Origin of the sequence: Burkholderia sp. HAN2018, assembly GCF_024704855.1 — a bacterium.
Lineage (GTDB): Bacteria > Pseudomonadota > Gammaproteobacteria > Burkholderiales > Burkholderiaceae > Burkholderia > Burkholderia cepacia.
On the sequence record NZ_QOBB01000051.1, the window covers coordinates 1 to 23014 of the forward strand.

General features: G+C 66.1%; 23 protein-coding genes. 9 read left to right on the forward strand and 14 right to left on the reverse strand.

Annotated elements, in window-relative coordinates; all coding sequences use genetic code 11:
* The 3 genes from DPV74_RS15595 to DPV74_RS15605 all read right to left on the reverse strand — a co-directional run.
* Positions 1-1054: glycosyltransferase (locus DPV74_RS15595; RefSeq protein ID WP_162923051.1), on the reverse strand; the 1054-nt coding region annotated here is incomplete at its 3' end.
* Positions 1055-1071: 17 nt separating this feature from the next.
* The gene (locus DPV74_RS15600) at positions 1072-1641 is read right to left on the reverse strand and encodes an isoprenylcysteine carboxylmethyltransferase family protein (protein WP_027789745.1); all 570 of its coding nucleotides are present in this window, start codon (positions 1639-1641) and stop codon (positions 1072-1074) included.
* Between the two features lie 67 nt (positions 1642-1708).
* A complete protein-coding gene (locus DPV74_RS15605; protein ID WP_027789746.1) occupies positions 1709-2611 on the reverse strand; it encodes an alpha/beta fold hydrolase in 903 nt (300 codons plus the stop codon).
* Between the two features lie 39 nt (positions 2612-2650).
* Between DPV74_RS15605 and DPV74_RS15610 the strand changes: the two genes are divergently transcribed.
* The 4 genes from DPV74_RS15610 to betA all read left to right on the forward strand — a co-directional run bounded on the left by DPV74_RS15610 (position 2651) and on the right by betA (position 7143).
* Positions 2651-2869: a hypothetical protein gene (locus DPV74_RS15610; protein WP_162923050.1), complete on the forward strand. Its 219-nt coding sequence runs from the start codon at positions 2651-2653 to the stop codon at positions 2867-2869.
* A gap of 461 nt (positions 2870-3330) precedes the next feature.
* On the forward strand, positions 3331-3915 hold the full coding sequence (betI, locus tag DPV74_RS15615) for a transcriptional regulator BetI (RefSeq protein WP_060197307.1): 585 nt from the start codon (positions 3331-3333) through the stop codon (positions 3913-3915).
* A gap of 32 nt (positions 3916-3947) precedes the next feature.
* A complete protein-coding gene (betB, locus tag DPV74_RS15620) occupies positions 3948-5417 on the forward strand; it encodes a betaine-aldehyde dehydrogenase (RefSeq protein ID WP_119337521.1) in 1470 nt (489 codons plus the stop codon).
* Positions 5418-5442: 25 nt separating this feature from the next.
* On the forward strand, positions 5443-7143 hold the full coding sequence (gene betA / locus DPV74_RS15625; protein ID WP_119337522.1) for a choline dehydrogenase: 1701 nt from the start codon (positions 5443-5445) through the stop codon (positions 7141-7143).
* Between the two features lie 79 nt (positions 7144-7222).
* Here the strand turns inward: betA and DPV74_RS15630 are convergent, their stop codons facing one another.
* The 10 genes from DPV74_RS15630 to DPV74_RS15675 all read right to left on the reverse strand — a co-directional run bounded on the left by DPV74_RS15630 (position 7223) and on the right by DPV74_RS15675 (position 17348).
* On the reverse strand, positions 7223-7813 hold the full coding sequence (locus DPV74_RS15630) for a dual specificity protein phosphatase family protein (RefSeq protein WP_021160329.1): 591 nt from the start codon (positions 7811-7813) through the stop codon (positions 7223-7225).
* Between the two features lie 13 nt (positions 7814-7826).
* Positions 7827-8321: a hypothetical protein gene (locus DPV74_RS15635; protein ID WP_059525169.1), complete on the reverse strand. Its 495-nt coding sequence runs from the start codon at positions 8319-8321 to the stop codon at positions 7827-7829.
* Complete coding sequence (locus tag DPV74_RS15640; protein WP_119337523.1) at positions 8318-9460, reverse strand: glycosyltransferase; 1143 nt, start codon at positions 9458-9460, stop codon at positions 8318-8320. Before DPV74_RS15640 ends, DPV74_RS15635 begins: the two co-directional genes overlap by 4 nt.
* Before the next feature lie 517 nt (positions 9461-9977).
* Positions 9978-11069 (reverse strand): hypothetical protein, encoded by a 1092-nt coding sequence (locus tag DPV74_RS15645; RefSeq protein WP_119337524.1) that lies wholly within the window; start codon positions 11067-11069, stop codon positions 9978-9980.
* 234 nt (positions 11070-11303) lie between these two features.
* Positions 11304-11810, reverse strand: a complete 507-nt coding sequence (locus tag DPV74_RS15650) for a hypothetical protein (RefSeq protein WP_060285977.1) — start codon at positions 11808-11810, stop codon at positions 11304-11306.
* A 179-nt stretch (positions 11811-11989) separates the two neighbouring features.
* Entirely contained in the window at positions 11990-12493 is a 504-nt protein-coding gene (locus tag DPV74_RS15655) for a hypothetical protein (RefSeq protein WP_021160324.1), read from the reverse strand.
* A gap of 121 nt (positions 12494-12614) precedes the next feature.
* On the reverse strand, positions 12615-13439 hold the full coding sequence (locus tag DPV74_RS15660) for an OmpW family protein (protein ID WP_048026405.1): 825 nt from the start codon (positions 13437-13439) through the stop codon (positions 12615-12617).
* A gap of 74 nt (positions 13440-13513) precedes the next feature.
* The gene (locus DPV74_RS15665; RefSeq protein ID WP_119337527.1) at positions 13514-14767 is read right to left on the reverse strand and encodes a DUF2957 domain-containing protein; all 1254 of its coding nucleotides are present in this window, start codon (positions 14765-14767) and stop codon (positions 13514-13516) included.
* Positions 14768-14838: 71 nt separating this feature from the next.
* Positions 14839-16434, reverse strand: coding sequence for a DUF2957 domain-containing protein (locus DPV74_RS15670; protein WP_059589851.1), 1596 nt, complete (start codon positions 16432-16434; stop codon positions 14839-14841).
* 617 nt (positions 16435-17051) lie between these two features.
* The gene (locus DPV74_RS15675; RefSeq protein WP_021160319.1) at positions 17052-17348 is read right to left on the reverse strand and encodes a cupin domain-containing protein; all 297 of its coding nucleotides are present in this window, start codon (positions 17346-17348) and stop codon (positions 17052-17054) included.
* Between the two features lie 434 nt (positions 17349-17782).
* Between DPV74_RS15675 and DPV74_RS15680 the strand changes: the two genes are divergently transcribed.
* The 4 genes from DPV74_RS15680 (at position 17783) to DPV74_RS15695 (ending at position 21979) form a co-directional block, all read left to right on the forward strand.
* Positions 17783-18730, forward strand: coding sequence for an ABC transporter ATP-binding protein (locus DPV74_RS15680; protein WP_027789763.1), 948 nt, complete (start codon positions 17783-17785; stop codon positions 18728-18730).
* Between the two features lie 3 nt (positions 18731-18733).
* Complete coding sequence (locus DPV74_RS15685; protein ID WP_021160316.1) at positions 18734-19495, forward strand: ABC transporter permease; 762 nt, start codon at positions 18734-18736, stop codon at positions 19493-19495.
* Between the two features lie 160 nt (positions 19496-19655).
* The gene (locus DPV74_RS15690) at positions 19656-21077 is read left to right on the forward strand and encodes an MFS transporter (protein ID WP_059698476.1); all 1422 of its coding nucleotides are present in this window, start codon (positions 19656-19658) and stop codon (positions 21075-21077) included.
* A 200-nt stretch (positions 21078-21277) separates the two neighbouring features.
* A complete protein-coding gene (locus DPV74_RS15695) occupies positions 21278-21979 on the forward strand; it encodes an MBL fold metallo-hydrolase (RefSeq protein WP_119337528.1) in 702 nt (233 codons plus the stop codon).
* 46 nt (positions 21980-22025) lie between these two features.
* Here DPV74_RS15695 and DPV74_RS15700 read toward each other — a convergent pair whose 3' ends face one another.
* Positions 22026-22256, reverse strand: coding sequence for a hypothetical protein (locus DPV74_RS15700; RefSeq protein WP_027790668.1), 231 nt, complete (start codon positions 22254-22256; stop codon positions 22026-22028).
* Positions 22257-22464: 208 nt separating this feature from the next.
* Here DPV74_RS15700 and DPV74_RS15705 point away from each other — a divergent pair, with 208 nt between their 5' ends.
* Complete coding sequence (locus DPV74_RS15705; protein WP_060206654.1) at positions 22465-22896, forward strand: YciI family protein; 432 nt, start codon at positions 22465-22467, stop codon at positions 22894-22896.
* Positions 22897-23014 lie beyond the last annotated feature (118 nt).

Sequence of the window (23014 nt, forward strand, 5' to 3'; positions counted from 1 at the left end):
CGGCAACCCGTTGCGCGTTGTCGAACTGGTCGTGCGCGAACGGCGTGACGACCTGCGCGATCCCGGCTTCGAACGCGAGCGCCGCCGTGCCGATCCCGCCGTGATGCACGAGCGCGCGGCAGCGTGGCAGCAGCGTGCGCATCGGCACGAAGCGGCGCACGAGCAAACGGTCGCCGTCCGGCGCCGCATCGTGCGGCGTCAGCAGGATCCCGCGCGCGCCGGTCGCGCGCAGCGCGTCCGCCACCGCGCGCGCGTAGGCCGCGTGATCGACGCGTGTCGAACCGGCCGTGAACACGACCGGGGGTTCGCCGGCCGCGAGAAACGCATCGAGTGCCACATCGTCGTCGGGAGTCGCAATATCGTTGAACAACGGAAAACCGCTTTGCAGATGATTCGACGGCCAGTCCGGCTGCGGCGGCGCGAACCAGCCGGGAAACAGGCACAGCACGCCGTCGGTGGAATGCAGCCAGCGGCCCAGCACGCGCCGCGCGGGCGCGAGCCCGAGATCGCGGCGCACCGCGTTGAGCGCGGGGCCGCATGTGCGATCGAGCACCTGACGCTCGATCAGCGTCATCAGCGCCGCCTTCACGGGCAGCGGCCAACGCGCGGGAATCGTCAGGCGCGGGTGGGTCGGCGGCGCATGCGCGGACAGCAGCGTCGACGGCGACACCTGCACCGACACGTACGGCGTGCCGTGCAGCTCCTGCATGAAGCGCGCGGAGAACGCCCACAGCGTGCCGACGAGCACCGTGTCGCCGTCGGCCAGCGCACGCAGCGCGTCGTAGTGCGGGCGCAGCGTCGGTGCGATCACCTGCCACAACGTGCGAAACGACGTGCGCGAATCCCACAGCGCGGGGTTCGCCATCGCGGCCTCGTATTCGGCCGCGGTGCCGATCGGCACGAATTCGAACCCGCAATGGCGCACGGCCGCCTCGAACGGCGCATGCGTGCAGAACACGACGTCGTGACCGCGCGCCGCGAGCGTGCGCGCGACGCCGAGCAGCGGATGCACGTCGCCCGCCGAGCCGATCGCGGTCACGATCATCTTCGCCATCGCGCGCCTCGCGGGGATCAGTAGAAGCCGGGAATCAGCGCCGCGACCTCGCGGCGGTACTGCGTGTATGCCGGCCCGAAATACCCGGTCAGCCAGCTTTCCTCGACGCGCACCTTGTACGCGAGCGACGCGAACACGAGCAGCACGCCGATCGCGCCGCGCCATTCGCCGCCGATCAGCGCGGCGCCGACGAGCGCGATCAGGCAGCCCGTATAGATCGGGTGACGCACGAGCGCGTACGGCCCGGTGCGCACGAGTTCATGGTCTTCCTTCAGCGTGACCGACACGCTCCAGTTCGTGCCGAGATGCAGCCGCGCCCACACCGAGAACAGCAGGCCCGCGACCAGCACCGCGAGCCCGCACTGCGCCTGCAGGCCGAAACGCTGCCAGTCGGGCACGAGTGCCTGCCACGACGGATCGGGCAGGATGATCAGCGCGCCGCCGACGATCAGCGGAATCGACTGCAGCGTGCGCGAGCGCGACGCTTCCTTGCGCACGGTCGCCTTCACGCCTTGCGAAGTGGCGATCCAGTAGGCGAGCCACGCGGCCCACGGAACGACGATGGCGATGGTCTGAACGATATTCACGGCTGGCCTGCCTCGTTGGGATGGGAATTCGGATGCGCGCTGCGTACCGGACGCACGGCGCGCGGCGTCACGACGACAGCGCGTGCATCGGCGCGGGCACGCACGCCTGCGCGGCGGCGAGCGCGATGCCGGCGGCGAGCGACGACTCGCCGCAGAAAAAGTCGAGCAGCGCCGCACGCGTGTATTCGCGCTGCGCGCGGCCTTCGATGTCGAGGAAATGGCCGGCGTCCGGCACCGTCGCGAACCGCGCGCGCGGCACATGCGCGCCGAGCTGGCGCACGTCGGCGGGCGTCGTGTATTCGTCACGCTCGCCGTTCAGGAACAGGAGCTCGCAGCCGATGTTCGAGAACTCGCTGAGGTAGCGCTCGGGCTGCAGCGACAGGATCTGGTCGACGTGGAACGCGACCTGGTCCTGCTCGTCGCGCGGCAGGCGCGTGAGATAGCGGTAGTTGTACAGCTTCATGATGCGCGGCAGGTAGCGGCCGACGGTGTCGTTCAGTAACTGCGCGGCCTTCAGGTTCTCGCCGGCCGCGATGTGGTCGCGGGCGCGCGTCACGTAGTCGACCATCGCGTCGTTCAGGAACGGCGAGAACGAGCAGATCGCCGCGCGCCGCACGCTCGGGCAGCCGCGTGCGAGCGCGAACAGCGACGCCACGCCGCCCCACGACACCGACACGAGGTAGGCCGGCGCGAAACGCTCGACCAGGTACTGCAGGATCGCGGCTTCGTCGTCTTTCGTCAGGATGAAGCAGCCCGGGTTGTGCTGGCGCGACTGCCCCGCGTACGGCAGGTCGAAGCAGATCGTGTTCATCCGCTCGCCGAGATACTGGACGGTCTGCCCGAACGACGCGGTCGTCGCGAGCGCGCCGTTGACGAGCATCGCCGTGTCGAACGCCGGGTCGAACACGTTCCGTTCGACGTAGACCTTCAGACCATTCGGTAGCGGGACCACGTGTTTTTCGGTCAGCATCGTCGTTCTCCGGTGGATGCGGCGTCTCGACGTCGCGGCATGCTGCAGGTGCGCAATGGCTGCGCCGGTTTTCGCGCGCAATCCGAATCGCGCGATTGGCCAATGCACCGCGGCAATACCGGCGGCATCGATTCATTCCTCGTAGTGCGGCGCCATACTAATACGGACAATATTACTGACTCAAGTCATTCCAACGATACCCTCTACTCTGTCAGGAAATACCGCCGCTTCAAATTATTCCGCCATTTTTTATGGTAAGCGGAATCCTTTCGAGGGTGATCGCAATCGTTTGCGGAGCGCCGGCCGAATCCCTCCTTATCATGCGATATTCATTTAAATTCAATAGCTTGAACCGTTTTATTCGCCTATTTAAAACGAATTTTCATGAATGAAACGTGACGTCGTTTCTTCGACCGACCTCCATATTTCACCGAATATCACACAGCTCAATATTCTTTCATTCCGTAATCGCTTCGACACCCGCAACGATTAACCGGATTGATCGCCGACTTCAGAAAGCGTTTTAAACAAACTTCTGTTTTCTTAACCATCTTTCGATTATTTTTCCGCACCTGCACAACGCACCGCCGACTGCCCTTTCGTCTGCCCGGCACCCGCCGTCACCGTCAGACCCCGATTTTTTGTTGATTGAACGATCAATAAAAAACCGCTAAGCTCTCGACTTCCATGGACGGCCCGTCCGGGCGAAGGGAGTCGCGATGCCGAAAGTCGGAATGCGGGAGATTCGCCGCGCACAGTTGATCGACGCCACGCTGCGTTCGATCGACGAAGCGGGCCTGCCCGGCACGACGCTCGCGTCCGTCGCGCAGCGCGCGAACATCTCGACGGGTATCGTCAGCCACTACTTCGGCGACAAGGACGGCCTGCTCGAAGCGACGATGCGGCACGTGCTGCGCGACCTGTGGTCGGCCACCACGCGCCGCCGCGTGGCGGCACGCAAGGACCCGCGCTCGCGGCTGCGCGCGATCGCCGCCGCGAACTTCGACGACACACAGGTGAGCGCGCCCGTCATGAAGACGTGGCTCGCGTTCTGGTCGCAGAGCATGCACGACCCGATGCTCAAGCGCCTGCAGCACGTCAACACGCGGCGCCTCCATTCGAACCTGTGCGCGGAATTCGCGAAGGCGTTGCCCCGCACGCAGGCGCGCGAGGCCGCCGGCGGCCTCGCCGCGCTGATCGACGGCCTGTGGCTGCGCGGCGCACTCGCCGGCGGCCCGATCGACACCCGGGCTGCATTGAAGCTCGCCCACGATTACATCGACCTGCTGCTCGCGTCCGACTGACGCGCGACGCAGTCGCCCTCAAGGAGATCCTCATGTCCGTATTCGGTTTGCAGCGCCTCTACATCGGTGGCGGTTACGTCGACGCCACGAGCGGCAAGACTTTCGACACCTTCGATCCCGCCACCGGCGAACTGCTCGCGCAGGTGCAGCAAGCGAGCGCGGCCGACGTCGATCGCGCGGTTGCATCCGCGCAGGAAGGCCAGCGTGAATGGGCCGCGATGACCGCGATGCAGCGCTCGCGCATCCTGCGCCGCGCGGTCGACCTGCTGCGCGAGCGCAACGACGAACTCGCGGCGCTGGAAACGCGCGACACGGGCAAGCCGATCGCCGAGACGCTCGCGGTCGACATCGTCACCGGCGCGGACGTGATCGAGTACTACGCGGGCCTCGCCACCGCGATCGAAGGGCTGCAGGTGCCGCTGCGCGCCGAATCGTTCGTCTACACGCGGCGCGAACCGCTCGGCGTGTGCGCGGGCATCGGCGCATGGAACTACCCGATCCAGATCGCGTGCTGGAAGACGGCGCCCGCGCTCGCGGCCGGCAACGCGATGGTGTTCAAGCCGAGCGAAGTCACGCCGCTCACCGCGCTGAAGCTCGCGGAAATCTACACGGAAGCCGGCGTGCCGGCCGGCGTGTTCAACGTCGTGCAGGGCGACGGCTCGGTCGGCGCGCTGCTGACGGGCCATCCGGACATCGCGAAGGTGTCGTTCACCGGCGGCGTCGAGACGGGCAAGAAGGTGATGTCGCTGGCCGGCGCATCGTCGCTGAAGGAAGTGACGATGGAGCTCGGCGGCAAGTCGCCGCTGATCGTGTTCGACGATGCGGATCTCGACCGCGCGGCCGACATCGCGGTCACCGCCAACTTCTTCAGCTCGGGCCAGGTCTGCACGAACGGCACGCGCGTGTTCGTGCACCGTTCGGTCAAGGACGCGTTCACGCAGAAGGTGCTCGAACGCGTGAAGCGCATCCGCGTGGGCAAGCCGACCGACGCCGACACCAACTTCGGCCCGCTCGTCTCGGCCGCGCAGCTCGACAAGGTGCTCGGCTTCATCGAAAGCGGCAAGGCCGAAGGCGCAAAGCTGCTCGTGGGCGGCACGCGCCTGACAGACGGCCACTTCGGCGGCGGCCAGTACGTCGCGCCGACCGTGTTCGGCGATTGCCGCGACGACATGAAGATCGTCCGCGAGGAAATCTTCGGGCCGGTGATGAGCATCCTCGATTTCGAATCGGAAGACGAAGTGATCGCCCGCGCGAACGACACGCACTACGGGCTCGCAGCCGGCGTCGTGACGGAGAACCTGTCGCGCGCGCACCGCACGATCCATCGCCTCGAGGCCGGCATCTGCTGGATCAACACGTGGGGCGAATCGCCGGCCGAGATGCCGGTTGGCGGATACAAGCAATCCGGTGTCGGACGCGAGAACGGCATCACGACGCTCGAGCACTACACTCGAATCAAGTCGGTGCAGGTCGAGCTCGGCCGCTACAACCCGGTGTTTTAAGGATCACGAAAGGAGATTGACCGTCATGACGACACGCGAATACGACTACATCATCTGCGGCGCGGGTTCCGCGGGCAACGTGCTCGCAACGCGCCTGACGGAAGATCCGGACGTGACGGTGCTGCTGCTCGAAGCGGGCGGCCCCGACTACCGCTTCGACTTCCGCACGCAGATGCCGGCGGCACTCGCCTATCCGCTGCAGGGCCGCCGCTACAACTGGGCGTACGAAACCGACCCCGAGCCGCACATGGACAACCGCCGGATGGAATGCGGGCGCGGCAAGGGGCTCGGCGGCTCGTCGCTGATCAACGGGATGTGCTACATCCGCGGCAACGCGCTCGACTACGACAACTGGTCGACGCACAAGGGCCTCGAGAACTGGACGTATCTCGACTGCCTGCCGTACTTCAAGAAAGCCGAGACGCGCGACGTCGGCCCGAACGACTATCACGGCGGCAGCGGCCCCGTGTCGGTCACGACCAGCAAGCCGGGCGTGAACCCGCTGTTCGAGGCGATGGTCGACGCGGGTGTGCAGGCCGGCTATCCGCGCACCGACGACCTGAACGGCTATCAGCAGGAAGGCTTCGGCCCGATGGACCGCACCGTCACGCCGAAGGGCCGCCGGGCGAGCACCGCGCGCGGTTACCTCGACCAGGCGCGTGCACGGCCGAACCTCGAGATCGTCACGCATGCGCTCGCCGATCGCATCCTGTTCGACGGCAAGCGCGCATCGGGCGTCACGTACCTGCGCGGCAACGAACGCGCGACCGCGCACGCGCGCCGCGAAGTGCTCGTGTGCAGCGGCGCGATCGCGTCCCCGCAACTGCTGCAGCGCTCGGGCGTCGGCCCCGGCGCGTGGCTGAAGGAACTCGACATTCCCGTCGTGCTCGACCTGTCCGGCGTCGGCCAGAACCTGCAGGATCACCTGGAGATGTATATCCAGTACGAGTGCAAGGAGCCCGTTTCCCTGTACCCGGCGCTGAAGTGGTGGAACCAGCCGAAGATCGGCCTCGAATGGATGCTGAACGGCACGGGCCTCGGCGCGAGCAACCACTTCGAAGCCGGCGGCTTCATCCGCACGCGCGACGACGACCTGTGGCCGAATATCCAGTACCACTTCCTGCCGGTGGCGATCAACTACAACGGCTCGAACGCGATCGAGATGCACGGCTTCCAGGCACACGTGGGCTCGATGCGCTCGCCGAGCCGCGGCCGCGTGAAGCTGCGCTCGCGCGATCCGAACCAGCATCCGAGCATCCTGTTCAACTACATGGCCGAAGCGCTCGACTGGCGCGAGTTCCGCGATGCAATCCGCGCGACGCGTGAAATCATGCGGCAGCCCGCGCTCGACCGCTATCGCGGTCGCGAGCTGAACCCGGGCGCGGACTGCAAGACCGACAAGGAACTCGACGCGTTCGTGCGGGCCCGCGCGGAAACCGCGTTCCATCCGTCGTGCTCGTGCAAGATGGGTTACGACGACATGGCGGTGGTCGATGAAGAAGGCCGTGTGCACGGGCTGGAAGGGCTGCGTGTGGTCGATGCGTCGATCATGCCGATCATCACGACCGGCAACCTCAATGCGCCGACGATCATGATCGCGGAGAAAATCGCGGACAAGATTCGTGGCAAGCAGCCGCTCGCGCGTGTCGACGTGCCTTATTTCGTCGCGAACGGGACGATGGCGCGGAATGTCGCCAAGGCCGTGCGGCAGCCGGAGACGGTTTGACGACGGCGGCCGTGTTGCCCGGCCGCCCCAAAAGAAACGCTGCCGACGGTTCCCGTCGGCGGCGTTTTTCCTTTCCGGCTCAGCCGCTATTGACCTCCTGCCGCAACCGCTCGACATCCACGCGCTTCAGATAGTTCGTGATGTTCTGCCAGATCGGATGGAACCCGTAGCCTCCATGCTGCAGCTCGTCGAGCGCCTGCTCGCGCGTCCAGCCCTGGTACACCATCCGGTACAACGCCGACACGAGGCCGGTACGATCTGCGCCGTGCTGGCAGTGGATCAGCACCGGGCCGTCCTGGTCGGCCGTACGCAGCGCCTTCAGCGCCGCGACCATGTCTTCGTCGCGGATGTCCCAGGTGTTGATCCGGATGCGCTGCATCTTGATCTGCGTGCCGGCCAGGATGCTGTCGTCCGCGTGAAACGAACGGAAGCTGATGACCTTGCGAATGCCGAGCTTCTGCAGTTCCGGCACATCCGCGCGCGACAGCTGCGCACTGCGGTACAGCGTCGGCGTGATCCGATGCAGGTTGTTCACATGCGCATCGGTCACACCCTGCGCCCATTTGATCGGCCTCGGCCGGGCGGACACCTCGGAGGCCGGGTCCGCATGGGCCGGCTGCACGAGCCCGGCGAGCGTGACGGAGAGCGCGGCAATGAAGGCGAGTTTCATGTCGGGTCGGGGATCAGTAGAACGCGCGCTTGCGCTCGCGGGAAAGAATGAACAGCACGATCGCGGCGGCGCTCATCGTCCAGTAGTCGGTCGGTGCCACGCCGAACCAATGGATATGCCACGGCACGTTGGCCGGATTGAAACGGGCGAGACCGTAGGCCGGATTCAGCACGAACCACAGGAAATCCTCGGTCAGCCAGAACACCATGATGCACGCGACGATCCGCGCTTCGATGCGCCACGACCACCGTCCGTTGAACACGGCCGGCCAGTGAAAGAACAGCGCGACGAACGGGAACACCCACGCGTGGTAGCCGGTCATCGGCCGCCCGCCCCAGAAGATGTCGAGCAGCCAGTGATGCTCGATGCGCCACGTCGGCAGGTTGGCCGCCCAGCCCGCGCTGCCTTCGATCTGGATCTCCACGTTCGCGAAGAAATACGCGAGCAACACGACCCATGCAACGACAAACAGCGTATGGCGCGTCGGCACGAAGCGCGCGCCGCTCATGCGGCGGGCTCCAGGCCCAGCACGCGATCGAGCACGAAGCGGCCGGCGAGCGGCCGGCCGAGCGGCGCGAGGCGGCGGCGCATGTCGGCGAGACGCTCCGGCGCCTGCAGCAGCGCGCGGATCCGGTAGACGAGCGCGTCATCGTCGATCGCCTTCAGCGCGACACCCTGTTCAAGCAGGAAATCCGCATTGCGCTCTTCCTGGCCCGGAATCGGCGAGTTGACGATCATCGGCAACTGCATCGCGAGACATTCGGACGTCGTCAGGCCGCCCGGCTTCGTGATGACGAGGTCGGCGCAGGCCATCAGGCGCTCGACCTGCTGCGTGAAGCCCTGCGGAAACAACCGGCCCGGATGTTGCGCGGCCAGTTCCTGCAACGATGCCAGCATCGCCTGGTTCTTGCCGGCCAGCGCGATCAGCTGGAAGTCGGCGTCCATCCCGAGCAGGCGCGCCGCCAGCACGTCGAGCCCGCCGAGGCCCGCGCCACCGGACATCATCAGGAAGGTCGGGCGCGCGGGATCGAGGCCGTACTCGGCCGCGCAGGCCGCGCGATCGAGCGGCTGGCCGAACGCCGGCATGATCGGGATGCCGCTGACGTGCACCGTTTCAGGCGCCATGCCGCGGGCATGCATGCGCCACGCGATCTCGTCGTTGGCCGCGAAATAACCGCGCATGTTCGGCACGACCCACATGCTGTGCAGGTCGAAATCGGTGACCTGCACCCACACCGGCGTGTCGATGCGCTCCTTGCGGATCTCGCGCGACAGCAGTTCGGCCGGCAGGAAGTGCGTGCAGATGATCGCGTCCGGGCGCTGGCGTTCGATCTCCGCGAGCAGCGGCCGGCAATTGAGCCGCTCGATCGCGCGCCGGATCTTCTGCGACGGGGCGGCGGGATCGACTTCGTCCGTCTTCTGGTACAGGTAGCCCCACAGCGCCGGCTGGCTGCTGACGAGCTTGATGTAGAGATCGGTGTACAGCTTGCGGAAGCCGGTGGACACGAAATCCATCACGTCCAGGTGGGTGGCTTCGATGCCGGCGGGATGGTGGTCGGCGAATGCGCGGATCGCTTCGGCCGCTCGGGTATGGCCGGCGCCAGCGCTGACGCTCAGGAGGAGGATTTTCTTGTTTTGCTTTGACATCTGACTGACCGTTTCGATGAAGGTGGTCGGAACGCGGGTTCGCGGCGGCGCTCTCACGCGGCGGCTGTTTGCGTCCGGCTTACAGCAAGCTTGGCAGATCTTCGGCGACGCGGGCGGGCAGTGACGTCGAAGCGGTCGCCGGCATCGTTTGCGGAATCATACTGCGTTCGGGCGATGGCGCCGGAATCGGGGGGCGCAGGCGGGATGGATGGTGCGGTGTGCGGTGTGCGGTGTGCGGTGTGCGGTGTGCGGTGTGCGGTGTGCGGTGTGCGGTGTGCGGTGTGCGGTGTGCGGTGTGCGGTGTGCGGTGTGCGGTGTGCGGCCAGTGTGGACTGGTGATGGCATGACGGCTCGGCGCGCTGCCGCCCGATGCCCGTTCGCGTGAGCGAACGGGGTCCGGCATGGCGCGCGAATCAGGATGCGCGTACGCGAATCCTTTGGCATCCTTGCGGATTACTTCGAAAGAGGCTTCGGAAAAGCTGGCGCGTCAGCCAGCCTTGCCCCCTTGCTCGTGGAATCAGGGCGCTACACCGGCCGGCTTGCGCATCCGCTTCCCGCGGACGATCGGATTCCATCGCGATGTCAGGCTCATTGCGCCGCGCAGGCGGTCGAATGCGATGTCCTCCTTCGGCCCGAAGCGATTGACCGCCGGCCACGCGAGCACGTGATCGAGGCATGCCTGCCACTCATCGCCATGAAAACGGCGACCGATTTCCCGCACGGCGTCAGGCGCTGCGATCGCGATACCCGCCAGCAGGTAGTAAGCCCAAAAGCTGCCCGTGCCGACGAGTCGATCCAGCCTGCACACGGACAACGCCGCGAGCACCCCGTCCACCGACGCCAGATCGGCGCGATGCGTGCGGATCGCCCGCGCAACGAGGTTGTGCTGACCGCCATACGCGGCGACGGAGGCCCCGTCGCCGGCAGCGAGCACGGCCGAGAACGTCACGAGCGCAGCCATCTCGTCGATACGCGATGCATCGTCGCGCGGCCCGCATACACGTAGCACGATCGCGTCGATGACGGCGCCCGGCAGGGTCGACATTTCTCCGCTCGCCGCCGCGATGACGGCGAGCCTGTCTCTCGGGTGCTTCGCAGGCAGCGTGTCGCCCTGCGCGCCCGTCTCGTGTGCAGTGCATGCGCCGGCATCCCCCCCGCTGCATTCGAGACCGCCGGCAATCCGCTCGAGTGCGGCCCAGCCGACATCGGGATCGTCGAATGCGCACGCATCGATCACGCCGTGCGCGGTGTCGAACGCGGCACGCGATCCGGGGCAGCAGCGTTCGGCTTCGGCGAGTTGCCGTATCGAAGGCACATGCGAGCATGCGCCGCGCGGGTCGGTCAGGTCGCATTCGCAGGCGCCGCCGTCCGATGCGATCCACGGCGCGAGCCCGTGAAGCACGGCCGTTGCGCCACGCGACAGATTCGCGCCTGTTCGCATGCGTATCGCCTGCGACGCGGCGACGGTCGTGTCGCCACTGTCAGCCGCCATCGCTACACAAGCGGCAGCGTCGAGATATTCGATCAGGTACTGCAGCCACGCGGCCGTGCGCAGCCGGTCAGGCGTCGCGCCGCGCGCATCTCCATACTTTGCTGGATCGGTAAGCATGGGTCTTCCGGGATAGTTCTGGCCAATTTGGAATAGTGGTAATTCAGTCGAATCGGATGGCGCGGTACGCCGTACCGATCCTGCAACGCCACACGCATCGGATCGCGATACGTGCGGCCAGCCTGTCGTCACGCTGATACGGAAGACGGCTCGAGCGCATCGACGAAGCGGCAACCCGCGTACATCCCGCACGGCCTTCGTGACCAGCGAGTTCCCCGCTTCGACTCTCGACGCTTACTGCACGTGGAACTTCGGCGACGTCGCGAGCCAGCCGTTCACCGTGCAATCCGGCGTCAGCACGGCGTTGTTGAGCGTCACGCGCGAGTCCGGATCACTCCACGCCGTCGTGACCTTGCTCGGTCCACAAGTACCGAGCACCCGCATGTCCAGCTTCACGTTGTTGATCGACACTTGCGTCGTGCTGTCCACGTTTCCCGTCCATGGCGCCGCACTGCTCGCGCTACCGGTGAACAACACGCACAATGTGCCGCCGGTGAACTGGGTCGACGTGATGTTGACGATGCCGGCCGGCGTGACGGTGCCGTTGACCGTCGTCGTACAGTTGATCGGACTGAACGCGCCCTTCTGGAGCGATGTGAGCCCCGACGCGGAAAACGGTTCGCCATTGGGATTCATCGGCAGGCCGTCAGCACGCGAAACGGTCACCGCGAATGCGGGCGCAGCCGAAACCGCGGTGAATGCCACAGCCGCGACAAGCGACGTGATTCGACGAATTTTCATCTGTGAGGCCCTCTCTCTCGATGTATGGCGGCCTGCCCCGAATCGCGGCCGCTCTGCCGAATGAATCCGGCCGCCGCGCCCATGCACGCGACGGCACGAACCCATCGAAACCGCGAATACCCGCCGCACCTGTCGCACGACCCTCGCGCGCGGCGGGTACCCGCTTCGATCCGCGACGCTTACTGCACGTGGAACTTCGGCGACGTCAGCACCGTGCCGCCCACCGTGCAATCCGGCGTCAGCGTGGCGTTATTGAACGTCAGCGAAGAGTTCGTATCGCTCCACGTCGTGACAACCTTGCTCGGCCCGCAGGTGCCGAGCAGCGTGACGTTCACCTTCACGTTGTTGATCGACAATTGCGTCGTGCTGTCGGCCTGCCCCGTCCACGGCGACGTACTGCTCGCGCTGCCGTTGATCAGCGAGCATGTCGCGCCGCCCGAGAACGTCGTCGACGTGATGTTGACGATGCCGGTCGACGTGATCGTGCCGTTGAACGTCGCGGTACAGCCTGCGCTGATCGCGCCCTTGCTGAGGTTCGTGAGCCCGGTCGCCGAGAACGGCTCGCCATTCGGGTTCATCGGCTGACCATCAGCCCGCGAAACTGTGACTGCGAAAGCAGGCGCGGCCGAAACCGCGGTGAAAGCCACTGCAGCAACAAGCGATACGATTTTGCGAATGCTCATTTGAACTGCCCCCTCTCTTCACAAATGGCGGCACGCCGCCAGGAACGCGACCGCCCGGCCGGATCGTTCCGGCCCGACGGTCGCAGGAAGCCGCCGGTGCGCGTCATGCGCGCCGGACGGCTCAGAACTTGTAGGAAATCCCGACGAACGTGATCAGCGGATCCGCCTTCAACCGTGTGCGCGTGGTGGCGAGCGTCGAACCGTCGGCCGCCTTGATCACGAGCGACGAGTAGGTCTTCAGCGGCATGTACGTCAGCGTCGCCGTCAGCCCCCAGTGCTTGTCGATCGCGTAGCTCGCGCCCACGTTGTAGACCGGCGTGAACGACGACGACGCCTTGCCCTCGACCGACGTCGGCCCTGGCTTGCCGGCGCCCGCCGCGAGCACGCTGCCGAGGTTTTCGTTGATGTCTTTCGCGAAGTTGCCGTTCAGTTCGATGTTGCTGAACCAGCTGTAGGCCACACCGATCCCGACGAACGGGCGGAACTTCGCCGTCGGCGAATTGAAGTAGTACTGCAGAATGATCGTCGGGCTCCACTGCCTTGCGTTCTTCACGGCTGGCTGGTTGGCCGGGTTGTCCATGTTGACGCTGCCCAGCGCGCCGGACGGCCCGGGCGGCCTGATCGTGCCGTGCCCGGTCAGCGTGAACTCCGGCGGCACGCCGAGCACCGACGTCACCGCGATGTGGTCGGTGAAGAAGTGCGTGAGCGTCAGGCCGACCGTATCGGCGTTGTTGACAGTCAGGCTCGTGCCGGGCGACGTGAACGACCCGGGCAGGCGCAGCGGCCCGTTGATCGGCATGCCGGCGAGATTCGTCGTGAGCCCGTTGGTCGAATCCTGCGGCATGATGTGCAACCAGCCCAGCGTCGCGACGTTGTCGCCCGCCTGCTGGGCCGATGCGAGCGTCGATATGCCTGCGACGACACCCGCGACAATCAGCTTCTTCATGAAGTCTCCTTCTCGTTCTGTCCGGGCGCCGCGCCCCTTCGCGCGGCGCCGCCGTGTCTCCATCCGGGCTTGCGTCACTGCACGAAGGCGCCGACCGTGAAGTACGGATTGCTCGTATCGTTCATGTCGAGGAACCCGAACACGCCGCCGGTGAACACGAACTTGCCGGTCGCCGGCCCCGATGTCGCATCCGCATGCACGGTCGTGACGACACCCGGCACCTTCTGCGTGAAATCGAGGTTCAGTGCGCGCGTGAGCGCGGCCTGCGACGCGTTGAACGGATCGAGCAGCGTGGCCTGCGCGCCGACGAGCGCGGTCGCGCGGTAGTTGAACGCGCTGTCGACACCCGTGTACTCGCCGTTCTGCGAGCCTTGCGTGATCGCCGTCTGCGGGCTCAGGAACGAGATGCCCGATTCGTCGTCCGCGCTCGGCGAGCCCTGCGTCAGGTCCGCATTCGCCGCGCCGGTGCGGATGAAGATCGGCACGAGCTGGTTGCGCAGCTTGCCGACGATCAGGATTCCCTTGCCGGCCTTCGCGGGATCGACCGCCGCGAGCGTCGGCGGAATCTGCGGCAGGTAGTTGAGCGACTGGAACGCCGGCGCATCCGGACGCAGCGTGAACGGCTGGTTCACGGTCGCGCTCGACGCGAGCGGCTGCCCGCCGTTCTTCTTGCCGAAGTTGTCGGTCTCGACGTAGCTGCCGTCCGCGTTGATCGTCACCTGCTGGTCGAGCGCCACCGGCTGGAAGCTTTGCGACGGCACCTGGTGGTAGCCGAGCTGGTTGTACTTGCCGGCGATCTTCGTCAGGTCGGTTTCCAGCGACGAGAAGCTGATGAACGGGTAGTACGGGAACGTCGTCTTCGGGATCTTGCCGACGCCGATCACGCCGTCGAACTGGATCGTCGCGCCGGGGATCGCGCCGCCCAGCACGCCTTCGCCGAGGAACAGCCGCGCGGGGCGGCTCGGGTCGAGGCTCGCGTTCTGCATCCGGAACGTGCACTGGTTCAGCTTCACCGTCGGCAGCCCCGTCTCGTCGGCCAGCGTGCCGTCGACCACATTGGCGGGCGCAGTATCGCGCGTCGGCTGCACGGTGCCCGTCGTGGCCGGCACCGGCGATGCGAGGTAGGTCATCCGGTACGTCATCTTCGTCGTGTCGAGCTGCACTTTCACCAGCTCACCCGATCCCGAGCCGCCGATGAACACCGTGTTGTAGTCGATCGTCTGCGGGCACAGCCGGACCACCGGCGCGGGCGGCGGGTCGCCGTCTCCGCCGCACGCAGCCAGCACGGGCGCGAGCGATGCCGCGGCCATCCATTGCTTCAAATTCATAGGAATCCTCTTGAAATTCGATTCGCCGGCGGCGACGCATGCGCCGCCGGTGTTACGTGTTCAATACAGGGTTACTGGACGAACGCGCCGACCGTGAAGAACGGGTTGACCTGGCTGTTGTTGACGACCATCGCGTAGACATTGCCGGCCGTCACGAGCCAGCCCGTGTCGCCCTTCTTGAAGATCGCCACGTTGCCGCTCGCGCCCTTCGCGTTGAAGTCCTGCGTGGCCGTGACCTTGATCTTGCCGGGCGTCGCCTGCGTGTAGTCGAGCCCGAACTGCGAGGTCACCCCCGACGTCTGCGGATCGATGAACGCCGCGGTACTGCCCTGGAACAGCGTGGACGTATAGTTCGCGGCCATCGTCGAGACGGCCGTGCCGTCATCGCAACTGCCTGCTACCGAATAGAAGGTGTTATTGGTGAAGACGCCGGGCAGGTCTGGGTGCGGCATGTTCGGGTTGAAGCTCGGCCCCGGCGACGTCACCTTGTTCGCCTGACCGCTGGATGTCACAACGCCGCATGCGGATGCGCTGGTCGCACCGATATATCCCCCCTTCAGGGAGTTCGCGGCAATCGCTTTCGTCGACGCCAGCATCGAGATGCCGACTTCGGCATCGGCGACCGATGCGAACAGATTGACCGTATCGACGTGCGTATAGCCGACACGAATCACGATCGGCACAAGTACGCCGTTCAGCCTGCCGACGATCATGATGCCTTTCGCCTGACTCGGTGCAATGATCAGCGTCGAGCCCTGCCCCGCGATCGGATACCCCTGCCCCACCGGATTGCTCACGAATACATTGTCTGCCGATCCGTCCGCGTTCTTGCGCTGCGCCCACGGCGTCCCGGTCGTCTGACACGAGTAGTCGCTGCCCTGCGTGATAGAACACGAACCGTCCGCATTGAACGTCTGATTCCAGTTGACGACGTCGGGCTCCCAGCCGACCGGCCCGGTCGGGCTCTGACCATCACCGCCGATCGGCGACAGATGGATGCCGACCTCGTTGTAGTTGCCCGCCACTTTCGTGAAGTCGGTTTCGGTGTCGGTGAAGCCGATGAACGGATAGAAATCGAAGGTGCGCGACGGTACGACGCCGAGCGTGATGCCCGGGAGCAGCGGGATACCGGCGAACGCAATCGTCGCCCCCGGAATCCCGCCGCCCACCACGCCATTGCCGACGAACAGCATCGGCGGATCCGCACGGTTGATCGTCACCGAATACGCGCCGTCGCTCGTCGCGCCGCTGTCGAGCACGAACGCACAGCGGTTCTGCTCGGCGGTCGGGAGCGTGGTCGGATGATGGAACGCGCCGCTGATCGTCAGGCCTGCGCGCGTATTGTTGACCTGCCCCGCCGACGTCGGCACCGACGATTCGATGAACTGCATCTGGTAGGTCATCTTCGTCGTGTCGAACTTCACCTTCACGTACTCGCCGCTGCCTGCGCCACCCGTGTACGTCGTCGTGTAGTCGAGCGCGTCCGGGCACAGCTTCGTGACGACGGGCGGCGTCGTGACGGAACCGCTCGGCCCGCACGCGCTCCCCGAGCACTGCGGCACGTTGATCGGCCCCGGATCGTCACCGCCGCCGCAACCGGCGACGAACGGCAAAGCGATTACCGCGCACGACAGGATCGCTTTCCGCCATTCAGGAATGCAAATCATCAACCCCTCCTTTTCGGGTACGACAAGTCTCGTCCGGACAGGCTGCATGGCCCGCCGGTTGGTATCGCGCCGCCGCACGAACGCGCGGCGCATGACGGTGTGCGCCAGGTTGCCGCGATGCCGGTCAGGCAAATGCGGCACGCGCCGCGGCGGCAGGCAAGCGCTCTCCCGCGGCGCCGTCATGCGGCACGGCGCCGTGAGAACAATCGAAACGGGATGTGGTTCGCCGCTACACGGCGATATGACAACGCAGGTACGCGACCTGCATCGCGCCTGCGTTCAGCGAAAAAACGGGAAACGGCAGTCCGACTGGCCCCGCGGATAGGCGTCTCATCAATTGGTCTCCATCCGTACGCTTGATTCGTTATCGTGATGCGTCGTTTGACGAGACTATGATCGGACGATTCCTACAAGTAAATGGATGCAGAGTTCCAAACGGCCGAAACCGCGCAATCGCAGTGCGTGCCGGGGATTTGACAGATTTTCAAACAGCCTTCAATTTATTTGCTCAGACAAATACATGGCCCGTATAACACGCGTTTGAATAACCATGGCCGATCCGCGCTCTGCCTTGCCTGCCGGCCCTCGACGATCCGCCTGCATGCTGCAGCGCAACCTTATACGTCGACGATCGCGAGCGTGCCGTGGCTGCCCGGCAGCACCGCGTGAGGCGTGCCGGCAAGCGCCAGGTACATTTGCCCGGCCTCGACGACGACCGTCTCGCCCCCGACCTCGAGCATCATCCGGCCGTCGAGCACCAGCAGCCCCTCGTTGTAGTCGTGCACTTCCGCTTCATAAGCCTGCGCATCCATGCGCAGCACCTTGATCCTGGCCGGCCCGACCTCGCCGACGATCGTGGATTTCCACGCGACGGCCTGCGCGGCCGCCACGGATTTGAAATCGATCAAAGACATGCGCTCCGCTCCGTAAACGATGAAAGGAACGCATTATCGCGAGCGCGGCGCGCGCCGTCCCGGTACGGCGCGACGGGCTTCGGGCGGCACAGTCGGCCGGACGGCCGCGCCGCCGCCGGACGGACACGCGATCGCATCCCCGTTCGCATAAAACGGCACGCATTGTTCAAACACCGCAAATAAAGCGCCGCGTTATTGGCCGATGCGCCGTCAATTCGCGCCAATCCAGCGCCGGCAATGCTCGCCCTTTCCACGAGAATGCATTTCCATCTGTCGATTGCTAATATGGCGATCCCGCGATCCCGCACCACAACGCCGTTCGACATGACGCCCGTTCGCCATGCCGTCCCCGGTCCCGGCCGCTTCGCAGCGGCGGCGGCACCGGGCACGCGCGGCGCACACCGTTGCGCCGGCCGGCCGTGCCATCCGTGAGCATGCAACCGATCCTTTCCGTCTCCGACCTCTCCAAGACTTACGCGTCCGGCTTCCAGGCGCTGAAGCACGTGACCCTCGACATCCGCCCCGGCGAGATCTTCGCGTTGCTCGGGCCGAACGGCGCCGGCAAGACGACGCTGATCGGCTCGATCTGCGGCATCGTCACGCCGACCTCAGGCCGCGTGACGGTCGGCGGCCACGACATCCGCGATCACTACCGCGCGGCCCGCGAAATGATCGGCCTCGTGCCGCAGGAGCTGACGACCGACGCGTTCGAAACCGTCTGGGCGACCGTGTCGTTCAGCCGCGGCCTGTTCGGCAAGGCGCCCGATCCCGCGCATATCGAGAAGACGCTGAGGGCGCTGTCGCTGTGGGACAAGCGCGACAACAAGCTGATGACGCTGTCGGGCGGCATGAAGCGCCGCGTGATGATCGCGAAGGCGCTGTCGCACGAGCCGCGCATCCTGTTCCTCGACGAGCCGACGGCCGGCGTCGACGTCGAGCTGCGCCGCGACATGTGGAAGCTCGTCGATTCGCTGCGCGAAAGCGGCGTGACGATCCTGCTGACCACGCACTACATCGAGGAAGCCGAGGAAATGGCCGACCGGATCGGCATCATCCTCGGCGGCGAGCTCGTGCTCGTCGAGGAGAAGCGCGAGCTGATGCGCAAGCTCGGCAAGAAGCAGCTCACCGTGCAGCTCGAGCACCCGCTCGCGGACGTGCCGCCCGCGCTCGCGCCGTTCGGCCTCGAACGCGCGGACGACGGCGCAGCGCTCGTCTACACGTACGACTCGCAGCGCGACGATGCGAGCATCGCGACGCTGATCAACGCGCTCGGCTCGGCCGGCATCGGCTTTCGCGACCTGCATACGACGCAGAGCTCGCTCGAGGACATTTTCGTCAGCCTGATCGACAACCGCCGCAACGGCGTGCAGCAAGGAGCCTGACGCATGAACCTGCATGGAATCCGCGCGATCTACCGCGCCGAAATGGCCCGCACGCGCCGCACGCTGATGCAGAGCATCATCGCGCCGGTGATCTCGACGTCGCTGTATTTCGTCGTGTTCGGCTCCGCGATCGGCTCGCGCATCAGCGACGTGAACGGCATCGGCTACGGCTCGTTCATCGTGCCGGGGCTCGTGATGCTGTCGCTGCTGTCGCAGAGCATCTCGAACGCATCGTTCGGCATCTACTTCCCGCGCTTCACGGGCACGATCTACGAGATCCTCTCCGCGCCCGTGTCGTACTGGGAGATCGTGATCGCGTACGTGGGCGCGGCCGCGTCGAAGTCGATCCTGCTCGGCGTGATCATCCTCGCCACGGCCGGCCTGTTCGTGCCGCTGCACATCCTGCATCCGTTCTGGATGGTGCTGTTCCTCGTGCTGACGGCGGTCACGTTCAGCCTGTTCGGCTTCGTGATCGGCATCTGGGCCGACAGCTTCGAGAAGCTGCAGCTCGTGCCGCTCCTGATCATCACGCCGCTCACGTTCCTCGGCGGCAGCTTCTACTCGGTCGACATGCTGCCGCCCGCGTGGCGCGTCATCACGCTGTTCAACCCGATCGTCTACCTGGTCAGCGGCTTCCGCTGGTCGTTCTACGGGCTCGCCGACGTGCACGTGTGGATCAGCCTCGCCGCGACCGGGCTGTTCCTCGTGATCCTGCTGGCGATCGTCGCGTGGATGTTCCGCACCGGCTACAAGCTGAAGAACTGATGCAAAGCGGCCGCACCCCGCGCCGCCGCCGATGACGCATTTGGGCAAGCAGGCGGCGTTTTTCCTCTGATGCGGCATTTTGTGGTCGCGTCTACTGAAGACGAAGCATCGGGGCCGCGAAGCACGCGCTTCGCGGCCCCTTTTCATTTCAGAGGACGCCATGCCCGCCGCCACCGCTCCCGCCTCCGCCGCCGCCCGGCTCGAACGCCTGCCGTTCTCCGGCTATCACAAGCGGATCTTCTTCATCATCGCGATCGCGTTCTTCTTCGACTCGGTCGACCTCGGCACGATGACGTTCGTGCTCGGCTCGATCCGCAAGGAATTCGGCCTGTCGACGGCGGCCGCCGGCCTCGTCGCGAGCGCGAGCTTCTTCGGGATGGTGCTCGGCGCGGCCGTCGCCGGCCTGCTCGCCGACCGCTTCGGCCGCCGGCCGGTATTCCAGTGGAGCATGGTGCTGTGGGGCGCGGCCTCCTACCTGTGCTCGACCGCGCAGAGCGTCGACGCGCTGATCGTCTACCGCGTGCTGCTCGGGATCGGGATGGGGATGGAATTCCCGGTCGCGCAAACATTGCTGTCCGAATTCGTGCCGACCGAGAAGCGCGGCCGCCTGATCGCGCTGATGGACGGCTTCTGGCCGCTCGGCTTCATCACGGCCGGCATCGTCGCGTATTTCGTGCTGCCGCAGTTCGGCTGGCGCACGGTGTTCGCGCTGCTCGCGATTCCCGCCGTGTTCGTGCTCGTCGTGCGCCGGATCGTGCCCGAATCGCCGCGCTGGCTCGAGCATGCGGGCCGGCACGCGGAAGCCGACACGGTGATGCACACGATCGAGGCGAAGGTGATGCGCTCGGCCGGCGTCACGACGCTGCCGCCGCCGTCGCGGCTTGCGGAACCGGTCGTGGCACGCGGCCACGGCGCGCTGCGCGAGATCTGGAGCGGCGTGTATCGTCGCCGCACGGTGATGGTGTGGCTGCTGTGGTTCTTCGCGCTGCTCGGCTTCTACGGCCTCACGTCGTGGCTCGGCGCGCTGCTGCAGCAGGCCGGCTTCGAGGTCACGAAATCGGTGTTCTACACGGTGCTGATCTCGCTCGGCGGCGTGCCGGGCTTCCTGTGCGCCGCGTGGCTCGTCGAACGCTGGGGGCGCAAGCCGACCTGCATCGCGTCGCTGATCGGCGGCGGTGCGATGGCATACGCATACGGCCAGAGCGCGCTGTACGGCGGCAGCACGACGCTGCTGATCGTCACCGGCCTCGCGATGCAGTTCTTCCTGTTCGGGATGTGGGCCGCGCTGTACACGTACACGCCCGAACTGTACGGCACCGGTGCGCGGGCGACGGGGTCGGGCTTCGCATCGGCGATCGGGCGCGTCGGCTCGCTGATCGGGCCTTACGTGGTCGGCGTCGTGCTGCCGGTGTTCGGCCAGGGCGGCGTGTTCACGCTCGGCGCGCTGTCGTTCGTCGCGGCGGCCATTGCGGTGTGGACGCTCGGCATCGAGACGAAGGGGCTCGCGCTGGAACAGCTCGCGGCAGGCGACGAAGCGGGCGGCGGCGGCCGGTATGCGGCAGCGGCCGACAAGATGTCCTGAGCGCCGCATCGACGACCCGGGCATGCTTTCCGGCCGGCATGGCGTTCAGCGCCGTGCCGGCTGCTGCGTGAACTGACAGGATTCGCGCCTGGCGCGGCGCTGCTAGACTGCGTCGAGGCACCGCGTCGCGCGCCCCTGGTGCATCGCGGCGCGCGCGATCGGCGTGCCCCGCCCCCACTGCCCGTGCAAGGACCGCCTCGATGGACACCGCCCGTATCGAAGAAATCCGCAGCGGCCTGTTTCGCGCAACGACCTACATCGACAAGCTGAAGCTCGGCTTCAGCCAGTTCTTTGTCCGGTCGCCCGATGGCGACGTCGTCTGCATCGAAACGGGCACGCGTTCCAACTTTCCGCAACTGAGCGCGAGCCTCGCGACCGTCGGCATCGCGCCGTCGATGGTGAACAGCGTGGTCGTCCCGCATTTCGAAGTCGACGAGATGGGCGCACTGCCCGACTTCCTCGCGGCCAATCCGGCGCTCGTCGCGTATGCGCATCCGATCTGCACGCACGGGCTGGCCGATATCTTCGGCGTGCGCGCGAAGCCGCTGAAGGACGGCGAGCCGACGACGATCTCCGGCGTCGACGTCGTGCCGATCTTCACGAAGCATGTCCATCAATGGGATGCGCTCGTCGTGTATCTGCCGGCGTACAAGGCGCTGCTGTCGTCGGACATCCTGATGCGCTTCGGCGACGAAGCCGCCGACGACCCGCTGCCGGCCATCCTCGATTCGATCCGGCGCTCGGACTACCTGCCGTCGCTCGCACACTTGGCGAGCGCGCTGCGCCGGATCCAGGCGCTCGATCTCGACGTCATCCTGCCGATGCACGGCCCGGCCATCACACACGACATCCCGCGCGTGCTCACCGGCGCGATCGCGCATTGCGAGGCCGCCGCCACGTAAGCCGTGGTGGCGGCAACCCGGACGACGGTCCGGCAGGTTGTTCCGGTCAGGCGCCGGCGACGACGAACTCTTCGGCCGCCTTGCGCTGAACCGCGGCCATCACCGCCAGTTCGCGCTTGCTGCGCGCATCGCCGGACACGACACCCGTCGCGTTCTTCGCCTTCGCGCCCAGCGGGAAAAAGACAAACGACGCGCCGGCCGGGGCCGCCGGTTCCGCGCGCAGGCGTTTGTTCAGGATTTTCAGGTACTTCTTCTTCGACACTTCCTTAGCAGCCATGGCACCCTCCGCGTGAACGTGGTGAGGACCAGCATAACAGTTTTGGCAAAGGGCTCCGCCGCATCGCCCGCCGGTGCGTGCGTCCCCGAATATTCGTCGGGCCAGATGTCGATTCGCGTCGCCGTCGCGCGTCGTGTTGTCGTAACCGATCGTTTTGCCGTCGGCACGGCCGGCGGCGCCCCCTCATTCCTTTCAAGGAGATACGACCATGCGCGTCCTGGTAATCGTCAAGGCCACCGCCGATTCCGAATCCGGCCGGATGCCCGACCCCGAAATGATCGCCGCGATGGGCCGGTTCAACGAAGAACTGGCGCAAGCCGGCATCCTGCTCGCCGCCGACGGGCTGCACCCGAGCATGCGAGGCAAGCGTGTGCACTTTGCCGGCAGGAACCGCACCGTCATCGACGGCCCGTTCGCGGAAACGAAGGAACTCGTCGCCGGCTTCTGGCTGTGGCAGGTGAAATCGATGGAGGAAGCAGTCGAATGGGTGAAGCGCTGCCCGAACCCGATGCCCGGCGACTCCGACATCGAGATCCGCCCGCTGTTCGAGGCCGAGGATTTCAGCCCGGCATTCACGGCCGAGTTGCAGGAACTGAAAGCGCAGCAGAGTGCGCAAGCCGAGGCGGGGAAGCACGCGTAAGCCGGGCGGCGTCAGGCGGTCTTGCATGACCGCCGGGCGCCGGCAACGCTTGCTGCAGCGCATCGCGCTCATCCCGCCGTTGACGCTACCGGCCGAGTAACGTATCGTTTTGAGACGT

Excerpts from the sequence above, each read along its gene's own strand:
- DPV74_RS15605 (WP_027789746.1), bottom strand. The coding sequence starts at position 2,611 with ATGCTGACCGAAAAACACGTGGTCCCGCTACCGAATGGTCTGAAGGTC.
- DPV74_RS15610 (WP_162923050.1), top strand. The coding sequence starts at position 2,651 with ATGCTGCAGGTGCGCAATGGCTGCGCCGGTTTTCGCGCGCAATCCGAA.
- betI (WP_060197307.1), top strand. The coding sequence starts at position 3,331 with ATGCCGAAAGTCGGAATGCGGGAGATTCGCCGCGCACAGTTGATCGAC.
- betB (WP_119337521.1), top strand. The coding sequence starts at position 3,948 with ATGTCCGTATTCGGTTTGCAGCGCCTCTACATCGGTGGCGGTTACGTC.
- betA (WP_119337522.1), top strand. The coding sequence starts at position 5,443 with ATGACGACACGCGAATACGACTACATCATCTGCGGCGCGGGTTCCGCG.
- DPV74_RS15630 (WP_021160329.1), bottom strand. The coding sequence starts at position 7,813 with ATGAAACTCGCCTTCATTGCCGCGCTCTCCGTCACGCTCGCCGGGCTC.
- DPV74_RS15635 (WP_059525169.1), bottom strand. The coding sequence starts at position 8,321 with ATGAGCGGCGCGCGCTTCGTGCCGACGCGCCATACGCTGTTTGTCGTT.
- DPV74_RS15640 (WP_119337523.1), bottom strand. The coding sequence starts at position 9,460 with ATGTCAAAGCAAAACAAGAAAATCCTCCTCCTGAGCGTCAGCGCTGGC.
- DPV74_RS15645 (WP_119337524.1), bottom strand. The coding sequence starts at position 11,069 with ATGCTTACCGATCCAGCAAAGTATGGAGATGCGCGCGGCGCGACGCCT.
- DPV74_RS15650 (WP_060285977.1), bottom strand. The coding sequence starts at position 11,810 with ATGAAAATTCGTCGAATCACGTCGCTTGTCGCGGCTGTGGCATTCACC.
- DPV74_RS15655 (WP_021160324.1), bottom strand. The coding sequence starts at position 12,493 with ATGAGCATTCGCAAAATCGTATCGCTTGTTGCTGCAGTGGCTTTCACC.
- DPV74_RS15660 (WP_048026405.1), bottom strand. The coding sequence starts at position 13,439 with ATGAAGAAGCTGATTGTCGCGGGTGTCGTCGCAGGCATATCGACGCTC.
- DPV74_RS15665 (WP_119337527.1), bottom strand. The coding sequence starts at position 14,767 with ATGAATTTGAAGCAATGGATGGCCGCGGCATCGCTCGCGCCCGTGCTG.
- DPV74_RS15670 (WP_059589851.1), bottom strand. The coding sequence starts at position 16,434 with ATGATTTGCATTCCTGAATGGCGGAAAGCGATCCTGTCGTGCGCGGTA.
- DPV74_RS15675 (WP_021160319.1), bottom strand. The coding sequence starts at position 17,348 with ATGTCTTTGATCGATTTCAAATCCGTGGCGGCCGCGCAGGCCGTCGCG.
- DPV74_RS15680 (WP_027789763.1), top strand. The coding sequence starts at position 17,783 with ATGCAACCGATCCTTTCCGTCTCCGACCTCTCCAAGACTTACGCGTCC.
- DPV74_RS15685 (WP_021160316.1), top strand. The coding sequence starts at position 18,734 with ATGAACCTGCATGGAATCCGCGCGATCTACCGCGCCGAAATGGCCCGC.
- DPV74_RS15690 (WP_059698476.1), top strand. The coding sequence starts at position 19,656 with ATGCCCGCCGCCACCGCTCCCGCCTCCGCCGCCGCCCGGCTCGAACGC.
- DPV74_RS15695 (WP_119337528.1), top strand. The coding sequence starts at position 21,278 with ATGGACACCGCCCGTATCGAAGAAATCCGCAGCGGCCTGTTTCGCGCA.
- DPV74_RS15700 (WP_027790668.1), bottom strand. The coding sequence starts at position 22,256 with ATGGCTGCTAAGGAAGTGTCGAAGAAGAAGTACCTGAAAATCCTGAAC.
- DPV74_RS15705 (WP_060206654.1), top strand. The coding sequence starts at position 22,465 with ATGCGCGTCCTGGTAATCGTCAAGGCCACCGCCGATTCCGAATCCGGC.